This is a genomic window from Plantactinospora alkalitolerans, from assembly GCF_015690345.1.
Lineage (GTDB): Bacteria > Actinomycetota > Actinomycetes > Mycobacteriales > Micromonosporaceae > Plantactinospora > Plantactinospora alkalitolerans.
The window spans coordinates 18,412-29,903 of the sequence record NZ_JADPUN010000077.1 but is presented as its reverse complement, the minus strand read 5'-3'; the positions used below and the strand labels follow the sequence as shown (position 1 = coordinate 29,903).

General features: G+C 70.6%; 11 protein-coding genes and 1 pseudogene. 5 read left to right on the top strand and 7 right to left on the bottom strand.

Going from position 1 to position 11,492, the window contains the following annotated elements; all coding sequences use genetic code 11:
- The 3 genes and pseudogenes from I0C86_RS42955 to I0C86_RS05795 all read left to right on the top strand — a co-directional run.
- Positions 1 to 314, top strand: a pseudogene (locus I0C86_RS42955) (hypothetical protein); the annotation flags it as partial.
- 237 nt (positions 315 to 551) lie between these two features.
- A complete protein-coding gene (locus I0C86_RS05800) occupies positions 552 to 2,348 on the top strand; it encodes a DEAD/DEAH box helicase (protein WP_230393619.1) in 1,797 nt (598 codons plus the stop codon).
- A 154-nt stretch (positions 2,349 to 2,502) separates the two neighbouring features.
- Positions 2,503 to 3,126: a putative glycolipid-binding domain-containing protein gene (locus I0C86_RS05795; RefSeq protein WP_196200157.1), complete on the top strand. Its 624-nt coding sequence runs from the start codon at positions 2,503 to 2,505 to the stop codon at positions 3,124 to 3,126.
- Positions 3,127 to 3,149: 23 nt separating this feature from the next.
- On the opposite strand, the gene cds1 is transcribed toward I0C86_RS05795, so the two are convergent.
- Positions 3,150 to 4,241: an L-cysteine desulfhydrase Cds1 gene (gene cds1, locus I0C86_RS05790; protein WP_196200156.1), complete on the bottom strand. Its 1,092-nt coding sequence runs from the start codon at positions 4,239 to 4,241 to the stop codon at positions 3,150 to 3,152.
- A gap of 39 nt (positions 4,242 to 4,280) precedes the next feature.
- Positions 4,281 to 4,751 carry an Lrp/AsnC family transcriptional regulator gene (locus I0C86_RS05785; RefSeq protein WP_196200155.1) on the bottom strand — a complete coding sequence of 157 codons (471 nt, stop codon included), beginning with the start codon at positions 4,749 to 4,751 and terminating at the stop codon, positions 4,281 to 4,283.
- A gap of 246 nt (positions 4,752 to 4,997) precedes the next feature.
- On the opposite strand from I0C86_RS05785, the gene I0C86_RS05780 reads away from it, so the two are divergent.
- Positions 4,998 to 5,279 carry a BldC family transcriptional regulator gene (locus tag I0C86_RS05780; RefSeq protein WP_192765870.1) on the top strand — a complete coding sequence of 94 codons (282 nt, stop codon included), beginning with the start codon at positions 4,998 to 5,000 and terminating at the stop codon, positions 5,277 to 5,279.
- Positions 5,280 to 5,416: 137 nt separating this feature from the next.
- On the opposite strand, the gene I0C86_RS05775 is transcribed toward I0C86_RS05780, so the two are convergent.
- On the bottom strand, positions 5,417 to 6,046 hold the full coding sequence (locus tag I0C86_RS05775) for a UbiX family flavin prenyltransferase (RefSeq protein WP_196200154.1): 630 nt from the start codon (positions 6,044 to 6,046) through the stop codon (positions 5,417 to 5,419).
- Between the two features lie 215 nt (positions 6,047 to 6,261).
- On the opposite strand from I0C86_RS05775, the gene I0C86_RS05770 reads away from it, so the two are divergent.
- Positions 6,262 to 7,398, top strand: coding sequence for a terpene synthase family protein (locus I0C86_RS05770; RefSeq protein ID WP_196200153.1), 1,137 nt, complete (start codon positions 6,262 to 6,264; stop codon positions 7,396 to 7,398).
- On the opposite strand, the gene mqnP is transcribed toward I0C86_RS05770, so the two are convergent.
- The 4 genes from mqnP to I0C86_RS05750 all read right to left on the bottom strand — a co-directional run bounded on the left by mqnP (position 7,395) and on the right by I0C86_RS05750 (position 11,468).
- Entirely contained in the window at positions 7,395 to 8,318 is a 924-nt protein-coding gene (gene mqnP / locus I0C86_RS05765; protein WP_196200152.1) for a menaquinone biosynthesis prenyltransferase MqnP, read from the bottom strand. The two genes, I0C86_RS05770 and mqnP, sit on opposite strands and share 4 nt — an antisense overlap.
- A complete protein-coding gene (locus I0C86_RS05760; protein WP_196200151.1) occupies positions 8,294 to 9,757 on the bottom strand; it encodes a menaquinone biosynthesis decarboxylase in 1,464 nt (487 codons plus the stop codon). Before I0C86_RS05760 ends, mqnP begins: the two co-directional genes overlap by 25 nt.
- An 80-nt stretch (positions 9,758 to 9,837) precedes the next feature.
- Positions 9,838 to 10,242 carry a hypothetical protein gene (locus I0C86_RS05755; protein ID WP_196200150.1) on the bottom strand — a complete coding sequence of 135 codons (405 nt, stop codon included), beginning with the start codon at positions 10,240 to 10,242 and terminating at the stop codon, positions 9,838 to 9,840.
- A 62-nt stretch (positions 10,243 to 10,304) separates the two neighbouring features.
- Positions 10,305 to 11,468 (bottom strand): MFS transporter, encoded by a 1,164-nt coding sequence (locus tag I0C86_RS05750; RefSeq protein ID WP_196200149.1) that lies wholly within the window; start codon positions 11,466 to 11,468, stop codon positions 10,305 to 10,307.
- Positions 11,469 to 11,492: the final 24 nt, after the last annotated feature.

Here is an 11,492-nt window from a genome sequence, read left to right as displayed (position 1 = left end):
CCCCCACCACCCCGCAATCGCCGGGATATCAGGCCTGGGCGCGTGACCAGCAACCCGAGGGCACCGTGTACGGCGGGCCGGAAGGGCATGTGACCGTTTCGATGCCCTCGAACCAGGTGGAGAACTCCGGCTCGCTGACCGGCCACATCCTGGCACAGGGCTGGACGGACACCCCCTCGCAGAAGACGAACACCGGACGGGTCGTGATCGTCCTGCTGATCGGGCTCGGCATCCTGGTCGCGGTGGGCCTGCTGGTGGTGCTGCTGTTCGGGGACGCGTTCAGCAATCTCTTCGACGGACTGGCGGGCAGTTGATCGACGTCACGACCAGCGACTATGCCCGACCGAACGGAGCGGCAACGGCCGTTCTCCGGTGGTGAGCCTGCACACTGGCGCGCGCGCCGAGGTGGCAGTGGCGGCACAGCCCCGTACACTTGGCTGGATTGTTGACCTGGCGCGTGTACCGCGCCTATGGGCGATCATGCGGGCGAATCGACGGCGACCACGTCGCGGCGGGCCATCGCGATGATGCGCCCCGCTTGAGAGGTATCCTTGACGACCTTTGCTGACCCCAGCACGTTTCCGTCCGTATTCGACGCCCAATCGGCGTCAGAGGCTCACGCCGATGCGGCCACACCGGCCGTTTCCGGCGCCGAGCTGATTTCCGACACCCTGGCTGTTTCCCACGCCGAGGCTGTTTCCGGTGGCCAGAATGTTGCCGCCACCGAGGTTGTTTCCGCCGACCGGCCCGTTCCCCCTACCGACGGGGATTCGACTGCTGACGGCGTTTCCGCCGCAATTGCCGAACCAGCCGATTTCGCCGCGCTGGGGCTGCCCCGGCAACTGGTCCGGGCGCTGAGCCGGGAGGGCATCAACGTCCCGTTCGAGATCCAGCGCGTCACCGTGCCGGACGCGCTGGCCGGTCGGGACGTACTCGGTCGGGGCCAGACCGGTTCCGGCAAGACGCTCGCCTTCGGGCTGCCCGTGCTGACCCGGGTGGCGGCCGGTCCCCGGGCCCGGCCGAACCATCCCCGGGCGCTGATCCTGGTGCCGACCCGGGAACTGGCGATGCAGGTCAACGACGCGCTCATGCCGCTCGGGCGGGCAGTGGGCGTCTTCCTGAAGACCGCCGTCGGCGGAGTGCCCTACGACCGTCAGATCGACTCGCTGCGACGCGGCGTGGAGATCATCGTCGCCACGCCGGGCCGGCTGGGCGACCTGATCCAGCGGGGCGTCTGCAAGTTGGACGACATCGAGGTCACGGTCTTGGACGAGGCCGACCAGATGGCCGACATGGGCTTCCTGCCGGACGTCACGGAACTGCTCGCCAAGACTCCGGCGAACGCCCAGCGGCTGCTCTTCTCCGCCACACTGGACGGCGACGTCGACACCCTCGTCAAGCGGTTCATGACCGACCCGGTCACCCACTCGACGGACCCGGCGACCGCCGCGGTGTCCACGATGGATCATCACATTCTGCTGATCCCGCCGCACGAGAAGTTCGCGGTGGCGGCCTCGATCGCCGCCCGGCAGGGTCGCACCATGATGTTCGCGCGGACCCAGATGGGCGTCGACCGGCTGGTCGAGCAGTTCGCGGCCGTCGGCGTCCGCGCCGGTGCGCTGCACGGCGGCAAGACCCAGCGGGTACGTACCCGCACGCTGGCCGAGTTCAAGGAAGGCCGGACGAACGTTCTGGTCGCCACCGACGTGGCGGCCCGGGGTATCCACGTCGACGGAGTCTCGCTGGTCGTCCACGTGGACCCGCCGAAGGACCCGAAGGACTACCTGCACCGGGCCGGTCGTACCGCCCGGGCCGGCGAGTCCGGCGCCGTCGCCACCCTGGTTCTGCCCAAGCAGCGCCGGTCCACGCTCGCGGTGCTGCAGAAGGCCGGTGTCGAGCCGGCCGAGACCCGGGTACGTTCCGGCGACGCGGCACTGGCCGAGGTGACCGGGGCTCGCCAGCCCAGCGGTGTGCCGGTGGTCGAGGAACCGGCACCGCGCCGGACCGAGCGCCCCCGCACGGAACGACGGTACGGCGACCGCCCGCAGGGTGAGCGGCGCTACGGCGACCGCCCGCAGGGTGAGCGGCGCTACGGCGACCGGCCCCAGGGCGAACGACGCTACGGCGACCGGCCGTCCGGTGACAGCTCAGGACAGGGCGGTCGGACGGAACGGGGTGCTGAGTGGCGGCCGGGCGGCCGGCAGGGAGGCTTCCGGCACGAGGGTCGGACCTCTACCGACCGGCCGGGCTGGGACCGTCCGCGCGACGACCGGGGAACCGGCGAGCGTTCGACGGACGACCGACGGGGCCATCGGTTCGACGGGCGACGGGCGACCTCGACCCGCTGATCGAACTCCGACCGGGCCGACGGCACGCGACATGCGTGCCGTCGGCCCGGTCCGTTTTTCCGACGCGGCACGGCGGGCCGGAAGCTCGCGCGGCACGGCAGGGTGTTTTGCCGCAACAGACATGGACGTCGGTGGTCGGCGGTAACGTCCGGGCATGCCGACCAAGCCGAAGTCGTTGTTCTGGAACCGGACCGATGTGGCGGGCGCCGATCACGCACTCGTCGACGACCGACGCGGACTCTCCGCTCGGGGCACCGCCCTGGCCGTCGACCCGGTGGCCTTCACCTGCCGTTACGAACTCCGTACCGACGAGCGTTGGGCGGCCGAGGGGTTGGAGGTCAGCTGCGAGGGTGCGGGCTGGCTGCGTTCCCTGCGCCTGGAACGGGCCGCCGGTCGGTGGCGGGCCAGCACCGCCGAGCAGGGGGACCTGGACGCCGCACTGGTCGCGGCCGGACATCCGGCCGCCGGTCTCCCCGGGACCGAGGAGCCGGAGCGGCTCGCGAAGGCGATCGACATCGACCTGAGCGCCTCGCCGCTGTTCAACACCCTCCCGGTACGCCGGCTGGGGCTCCGGGACGCCGCTCCCGGAAGCACGCACCGGATCGTCGCGGTCTGGGTGCTGGTGCCGAGTCTGCAGGTGATCCCGGCGGAGCAGATCTACACGGTGTTGGACGGCGGCGGCGTACGCTTCGCCAGCGAGGGCTTCACCGCCGACATCACGCTCGATCCGGCCGGCTACGTCCTGCGCTATCCCGGGCTGGCCGAGCGGAGCGATTGATCGACATTGCCGCCCCGCCCGCGTCAGCCGGCCCACTCTCCCGAGATCAGGAACCGCTCGATCATGGAGAGGTACGGCGCCAGTTCCATCCCCCGGCCGGCTACCCACTCGTCCGAGTAGTACGTGTCGGTGTAGCGCTCGCCGCCGTCACAGAGCAGGGTCACCACCGATCCGGTCCGGCCGGCGGCCCGCATCTGGGCGATCAGGCCGAACGCCCCCCACAGGTTGGTGCCGGTCGATCCGCCCACCCGCCGGCCGAGCACCGCCGACGCGGCGCGCATGGCGGCCAGCGAGGCCGCGTCCGGCACCCGGATCATCCGGTCGACGACGCTCGGTTGGAAGGACGCCTCGACGGTCGGTCGACCGATTCCCTCGATCCTGGACGCACCGTCGGCGGTGGTCGACCAGTCGGCCGAGGCCCAGGCCGGGTAGAACGCGGATATCTCCGGATCGACCACGCAGAGTCTGGTGGGGAGTCGCCGGTAGCGGACGTACCGGCCGATCGTCGCACTGGTACCGCCGGTGCCCGCGCCGACCACGATCCAGTCCGGAATCGGATGCCGCTCCAGGGAGAGTTGTGCGTAGATCGACTCGGCGATGTTGTTGTTTCCCCGCCAGTCGGTCGCGCGTTCGGCGTACGTGAACTGGTCCATGAAGTGGCCGCCCAGGTCCTCGGCCAGCCAGCGCGCCTCGACCACGACGGTGGCCGGATCGTCGACCAGATGGCACTTTCCGCCCTGGAACTCGATAAGTGCGATCTTCTCCGGGGACGTGGCGGCCGGCATGACGGCGATGAACTGCACGCCGAGCATCCGGGCGAAGTACGCCTCGGAGACCGCCGTCGACCCCGATGACGCTTCCACAATGGTCGTGTGCGGGCCGATCCAGCCGTTGCACAGTCCGTAGAGGAACAGTGACCGGGCGAGCCGGTGCTTGAGCGATCCGGTCGGGTGCACCGACTCGTCCTTGAGGTACAGGTCGACGCCCCACTCGCGGGGCAACGGGAAGCAGAGCAGGTGCGTGTCGGCGGACCGGTTCGCGTCGGCCTCCACCGCCGCGATGGCCGCGGTCACCCACGCCCGCTCGGTGTCGTCGAACCGGTCCAGATGTTCCATGACCAGGAACGTAGCAAGGTCGCTCGGGACGGTACCCGGTCAGGGCGCCGCTTCGGGTCGGGGCGGAGTGACCGGTTGGGGACGGTTCTCCCATTTCGTGGAGAGCGCCACTCCGGTACGGGTCGACGCCACTCCGGCGGTCCGGTTCAATCGCAGGATCAGTTGCTCCAACTCGGCGATTGTGCCCACTCGGGCCTTGAGCAGGAACGATTCCACCCCGGCCATGAAGTAGCAGGATTCGATTTCCGGCATCTCCCGGATCGCGTCGAGTACGTCGTCGGTATCGCCACCGGAGTCCTGGACGATGCCGATGAGGGCCGTCACGCCGAGCCCGATCGCCTCCGGCTCGACGTCGGCCCGATAGCCTCGGAGAACGCCGCTCGCCTCGAGTTTGCCCACCCGCTCGTGCACCGCGGGCGCGGAGAGGCCGACCTGCCGGGCCAGCTCGGCGTACGAAAGGCGGGCATTGCCGCGCAGCAGCTCAACGAGGCTGAGGTCGATGGCGTCCACGCAGTGGACCCTAGTCCGGCTTCCCGACCGGGTCGGCGGCGGAGGCGGCATTGTTGCTGACAAAGCTCTTAAATGCGGTAAATCATCCCGTCTAACCTCCCACACAGTACGTTTTCGCGTTTGCCGGACACGGCACTCCGGCGGTGTTGTAATTGCCCTACGTCCCTTAAACGAAGGCTCTGGCAAGCACGTGTTCTGGGGGCGGTCCAACCAGTCCGGGGGCTTCGTAGACGCGAGGAGGGGGCTGTGGACACTGGAGATCGTCTGCTGACACCGGGCGAGGTGGCAGCACTCTTCCGCGTCGATCCAAAGACCGTCACACGCTGGGCCGCGGCCGGGCGTATCGGTAGCATCCGAACACCCGGCGGGCATCGCCGCTTCCGCGAGTCGGAGGTACGTGCGCTGCTGGAGGGTGAGGGCATGCTCGACGAGGTCGACGAGGGCATCGCAAACCGTCCGCGGAACGCGGGCCCGGCCACCCCGAGTGGTCCCGGCCCGGCCAGCGCCGGCAACGTCGGCCTGCACTGATCCCGGCAGAACCGGCCGGCTGGTCCTAACCGACAAGCCGGCCGGCTTCGGCGGGGGGCTGACCGGACGGAACGGCCGGTCGCCGCTGGGCGTGATCCCGGGGGGACCAGCCGGACGCCGCTGGGCGTGCTCGGGGGTCATCCCCGGGCCGCACCCAGTTCGCCGGACCAGCGCTGGAAGAGGGAATGCGGCACGCCGAGCGCGTCCAGCACCTTACCGGCGACGAAGTCGACGAGTTGGCGGGCCGAGGCGGAGGCGCCGGCGCCGTAGAAGCCGGGACTCGCCGGCAGCACCACCGCCCCGGCGTCGTGCAGGGCGATCAGGTGCTCCAGGTGACTCCGGGTGACCGGCGTTTCCCTGGGCACCACCACCACCGGACGCCGCTCCTTCAGGTTGACCTCGGCCGCCCGTTGCAGCAGGTCCTTCGAGAGTCCGATCGCGATGCCGGCGCAGGCCGCCGTGCTCGCCGGCACCACGACCATGCCGAGGGCCGGATACGAACCGCTGCTCGGTCCCGCCGCGAGATCTCCGGCCGGCCAGTACGTCACGTCCGCGTCGGCCAGGTCCCGCTGCAACCACCCGGACAGGTCCTCCCGCCAGTGCGCGTCCCGGAAGGGACGACCGGTCTCGTCGAGGATCGTCAGCCGGGCCGCTCGCGAGACGACGAGGTCCACCGGCGCCCCCGCGTCCAGCAGCCCGCCGAGCACGGCGGCCGGGTACGGCGTACCCGACGCTCCGGAGACACCGACCACCCACGGCCTTCTCATGCCCCCCAGCCTGCCGCAACCGCCCGTCGAGAGTCCGGCCGCCCCCGGACGACGGCCGCGCGGCGGCCTGACCGGTCGCCGCGCCGGGGCTCCAGCCGGTGGACCGGATCATCAGGTGGTGCGAGATGGGACGAGGGCGACGGCGATCACAAAGACCTCGAAAGGTGAAATGCTGCTCGTGTACGTCCGTGGTGCGGGACCGAGGGAGGACGGACATGTACGGGGATGACGCGTGGGTGGACGAGTTGCGGTGTCCGATTCCCGCACGCATCTGCCCGTACGCGGACGAGGTGCAGGACTGGCTGGGCGACTGGGCGGAACGGGTCGGTGGGCCGCTCGACCCCGAGGCGCGGGTCCGGCTCGCCCGGGGCGGTGTCGCCCGGTACGCCGGCCGGCTGTATCCCGACGCCACCGAGGCCGACCTCCAGGTACTCGCCGCGCTGTTCACCTGGTTCTTCCTGCTCGACGACGCCTGCGACGCGGCCCGGCGGCCCCGACCGGCCGAGGTGGCCGCGCTCTGTGACGGTGTGCTGCGGCTGCTGAGAACCCAACCGGTCACCGCGGCGGGTACCCGGTCCGCGCACCAGCCGCCGGCCATCCCGGGGACGCGGTCTCCGAACCGGCCGGCGGCCCGGCTGACGTCGCCACCGGCCACCCGCTCGGCGAACCAGCCGGCGCCCCGGCCCGAGGTGTTCGACGGGCCGCTCCGTCGAATGCTCGCCGATGCCTGGCAGATCCCCTACCACCGGATGGCGGCCCCCTGGCGGGACCGCTTCGTCGACGCGGTGGCCCACCATCTCCGCGGCGTGGTCGTCGAGGCCACCAACAAGGCGACCGGGCGGCTGCCCACCGTGGCCGAGTACGTCGCGCTGCGCCGGGCGACGTCGGCGGCCTACGTCTCGTACGCTCTGATCGAGTTCGCCACCGGGCGGCCGGTGCCGGACGCCGTCTACCACCATCCGGCGGTACGCGAGGTCGCCGCCACCGCCAACGACCTGCTCTCCTGGTTCAACGACCTGCTGTCGTTGGACCGGGACGCGGCCACCTCGGGCGGCCACAACCTGGTGCTGGCGGTGGCCCGGGAGAACGGGATCCCGGTCGAGGAGGCGATCCCGGTGGTGGTCCGGCGGTGGCAGGGGAGCATGCGGCGATTCGTCGAGTTACGGGACGCGGTGCCGTCGTTCGGGCCGGCGCTCGACGGCCCGCTGCGCGAATACCTGGCGGGCGTGGCCAACTCGGTGCGCGGCACGATGGACTGGTCCATGGAGAGCGGCCGCTACCGGGCCACGCTGCGGGCCACCCCGCCGCCCGGGGCGGTGGTCCGGGCGGAGAAGCTTCCCGGCAGCGCCTAAGCCCCGAGGTGGAACCGGACCACGAGGTCGAGCAGGGCGAAGACGAAGAGCGCGATCCCGACGAACCCGTTGGCGGTGAAGAACGCCCGGTTGACCCGGGACAGGTCGGTCGGTGTCACCACCACGTGCTGGTAGCCGAAGGCGACGGCGGTCAGGGCCAGTCCCACCCACCACGGCCAGCCGAGCCCTACCAGCGCACCGAACCACAGGAACAGGCCGAACGTCACCACGTGCGCCACGGTCGAGGCGTGGAGCGCGAACCGGCGGCCGTACCGGGCGGGCACGCTGCGTACTCCGATCCGCTGGTCGACCTCGCTGTCCTGACAGGCGTAGATCAGGTCGAAGCCGCCGATCCACAGTCCGACCGCCGCGCCGAGCAGCCAGGCCGGGCCGGAGCCGGCGAAGGTGCCGGTCACCGCGACCCAGGCACCGACCGGGCCGACCGCCTGGGCCAGCGCCAGGATCGCGTGCGGCCAGTCGGTGAACCGCTTGGCGTACGGGTAGACCACCAGCGGCACCGCGGCGAGCGGGGCGAGCGCGAGGCAGAGCGGGTTGAGCGCCGCCGCGGCGGCGAGGAAGACGACCAGCGCGACGGCCGCGCCGGTCCAGGCCGTCCGCACGCTCACCGCCCCGGTGACCAACTCCCGTTTGGCGGTACGCGGATTGCGGGCGTCGATCCGCCGGTCGATGATCCGGTTCGCCGCCATCGCGAAGGTACGGGCACCGACCATGGCGATGGTGATCAGCAGCAGGTCGAGCCAGCGCACCCGCCCGCCGTGCCGTTCCATGGCGGTCAGCGCCGACAGGTAGGCGAACGGCAGCGCGAAGACCGAGTGTTCGATCGCCACCAGCCGGAGGAAGGATCTGACCCGCCCCGGCGACTGCGCAACGGTACTCACGAGATGCCGTACTCCGTCCACCGCTTGTCCACCAGGGAGCGGATCTCCGGTGACATCGTCATCTCCTCCGGCCAGCCTCGGGTGTAGCCCTCGCCCGGCAACTTGCGGGTCGCGTCCACGCCGGCCTTGCCGCCCCAGAACTGCTGGTACGACGAGTGGTCGAGGTGGTCCACCGGCCCCTCGGTGAGCAGCAGGTCCCGGGCGTAGTCGACGTTTCCGAAGGCCCGCCAGGCCACCTCGGCGTAGTCGTGCACGTCGCAGTCGGAGTCGACGACCACGATCAGCTTGGTCAGCGACATCAGGTGGGCGCCCCAGATCGCGTTCATCACCTTCTGGGCGTGTTTCGGGTAGCGCTTGCGGATCGAGATGATCGCGCAGTTGTGGAAGACCCCGGCCGCCGGCAGGTCGTAGTCGACGATGTCCGGGATCATCAGCTTGAGCAGTGGCTGGAAGATCCGCTCGGTGGCCTTGCCCAGGCCGTGGTCCTCCTGCGGCGGCTTCGAGGTGATGATCGAGTGGTAGACCGGGTCCCGCTGGGTGGTCATGGCCTCGATGTGCAGCACCGGGAACGGTTCGACCGGGGTGTAGAAGCCGGTGTGGTCGCCGAACGGGCCCTCGGGCAGCCGTTCGCCGGGCTCGAGGTAGCCCTCCAGCACGATCTGCGCGTGCGCCGGCACCTGCAACGGCACGGTGAGGCAGTCGACCATCTCGACCCGCTCGCCGCGCAGGAACCCGGCGAACAGGTATTCGTCGATGTCGCCGGGCAGCGGCGCCGAGGCGGCGTAGCTGACCACCGGGTCGCAGCCGATCGCGATCGCCACCGGCAGCCGCTGGCCGAGGCGCTCCGCGACCGCGTGGTGGGCGGTGGAGTCCTTGTGGATCTGCCAGTGCATGCCGAGGCTGTTGGCCGAGTGCTGCTGCAACCGGTACAGGCCGAGGTTGCGCTTGCCGGTCTCCGGATGCTTGGTGTGGGTCAGTCCGTAGTTGTGGAAGATCCCGCCGTCGCCGGGCCATACCTGCAGACCGGGCAGCCGGTTCAGGTCGACGTCGGCGCCCCGGTAGATCACCTGCTGGCAGGGCGCCGTCCTCACCTTCTTCGGCGGTACGGACTTGAGCTGCATGACCTTGCCGAGGCCCTCCCGGATGCCGGACCAGCCGACCGGCAGCTCGGGCTTGACCAGCGCCCCGATCCGCTCACCGATCTCGTCCAGCCGGTCCACGCCGAGCGCCATCGCCATCCGGCGCTCGGTGCCGAACAGGTTGATCGCGATGGGCATCTCGCCCCGGGTGGGTCGCTCGAAGAGCAGCGCCGGCCCGTTCGCCCGAACCGTCCGGGTGGTCACCTCGCTGATCTCCAACGTCGGATCGACCGGTACGCCTACCCGCCGCAACTCTCCGGCGCCTTCGAGCGCGGTCAGAAACTCCCGGAGATCCTGGTACGGAAAGCCACGAGCCGCCATGGCGCTAGTCTGTCGCACCGCCGGTCCGGGCGGCACGGCTGGGTCCCCCGGCGTGACCGGGCTCCCGCTCTGGCGCGTTCTCAGAGCAGTCCGACGCCGAGCAGCAGGGTGCCGGCGACCAGGCTGGCCCCGCCGACCGCCACCAGCCAGATCAGCTTGTTGGGCCGGGTGTCGGTGGGCCGGACCACGGACAGGAAGAAGCCGAGCGGCATCAGGATCGGCGGGGCGACCAGCAGGGTACGGATCAGCGTCAGCATGCCGTCGCCGTAGTCGGACCGGTCCAGGTAGAGCAGCGCGACGAGGGCGAACAGCACCAGCACACCGGCGTGGGCGTGCCCGGCGGTCCACAGGGCCCGGCGTACCGGATTGTCCAGGTAGCCGGGAATCCGCCGAACCAGGTTCATCAGCAGGGACAACCCGCCGAACGCGATCGTCGAGACGGTGATCAGCAGGACGGCGGCGGTGCTCTGGGTCGCGGATGACATCAGGGTTCTCCCGGGAGTAGGGCAACACAAAACTTGTCGACGTCAAGATGACATCGCGACGGTCATCTTGTCAACGGCAAGACCGGGGTCGGCCCGGCTGGCTCCGGAAGTGTCCGGAACAGCAGCCAGCTCACCGCGGGCATCAGGATCAACGGGGCGAGGGCCACCTGGAGGGAGGCCACGTCGGCGACGTGGCCGATGAGCGGGCTGACCAGGCCACCGATGCTGACGGTCAGGCCCAGGGTGATGCCGCTCGCGGTGCCGACGCGGGTCGGAAGGTAGTCCTGGCCGAGAGTGATCTGGAGCGAGAACGGGATGTAGAGCCCGGCCGAGGTGAGCGCCACGAACAGGTAGAACCCCGGGCCGGGTACGAACACGATCCCCGCGACGGCACCGACCGTCACCAGGTACGACCAGCGCACGACGGTGACCCGGTCCCAGCGGCCGGCCAGGCTGCCACCCAGCACCGTGCCCACCGCCCCACCGAGATAGAGCACGAACAGCGCCGCCGTCCCCGCCGAGGTACCTCCCCCGGTGCGCTGCGGCGCGTAGAGCGCCAGAAACGTACTCAGACCGGTGAACGCGACGGAGCGGCAGACCACGGCCAGGGACAGCTTGCCGAACGAGGCCCTGTCGTCGGTCCCGGACGGCACGGTGGTACCGGAGCCGCTCCCCGTGGTCCGGTGCAGTACGCGGAGGACGGGCAGGCACAGCACGCTGCCGGCGAGGGCCGGCAGCACGAGCAGCGGTGTGAGCCGCAGACCACCGGTGGCGACCACGGCGGTGACCAGGATGGGCGCGGCGGCGAAGCCGAGGTTGCCGCCGAGGGAGAACCAGCCCATCCTGGCGTGACTTCCGCCGCTGGCGATCCGCGCGATCCGGGCGGACTCGGGATGGTACGCCGCGACGCCGATCCCGGACACCGCCACGAACGCCAGCGTCAGCGGGTACGAACCGGTGATCCCGCTGCACGCGATCCCCAACCCGCCCAGGATCGTGCTCAGCGGCAACAGCCAGGGCAACGCCCACCGGTCCGTCAGCGCTCCGAACAGCGGTTGCGCCACCGAGGAGAGCAGCGACGCGGCGAGCACCACGCCGGAGACCGTCGCGTAGGTGTAGGCACGTTCGGCGATGAAGAACGGTACGAGCGACGCCACGGCGCCCTGGTAGACGTCCACGCAGGCGTGCCCGACGGACAGCAGGATGATCGTTCTGTTTCTCCGCACGCCGCCATGCTCGCCGTCCGGTGG

Bases quoted from the DNA above. Each gene is read 5' to 3' on its own strand.
- I0C86_RS05755 (WP_196200150.1), bottom strand. From the start codon at position 10,242: ATGTCATCCGCGACCCAGAGCACCGCCGCCGTCCTGCTGATCACCGTC.
- cds1 (WP_196200156.1), bottom strand. From the start codon at position 4,241: ATGGAACATCTGGACCGGTTCGACGACACCGAGCGGGCGTGGGTGACC.
- I0C86_RS05770 (WP_196200153.1), top strand. From the start codon at position 6,262: ATGTACGGGGATGACGCGTGGGTGGACGAGTTGCGGTGTCCGATTCCC.
- I0C86_RS05795 (WP_196200157.1), top strand. From the start codon at position 2,503: ATGCCGACCAAGCCGAAGTCGTTGTTCTGGAACCGGACCGATGTGGCG.
- I0C86_RS05760 (WP_196200151.1), bottom strand. From the start codon at position 9,757: ATGGCGGCTCGTGGCTTTCCGTACCAGGATCTCCGGGAGTTTCTGACC.
- I0C86_RS05775 (WP_196200154.1), bottom strand. From the start codon at position 6,046: ATGAGAAGGCCGTGGGTGGTCGGTGTCTCCGGAGCGTCGGGTACGCCG.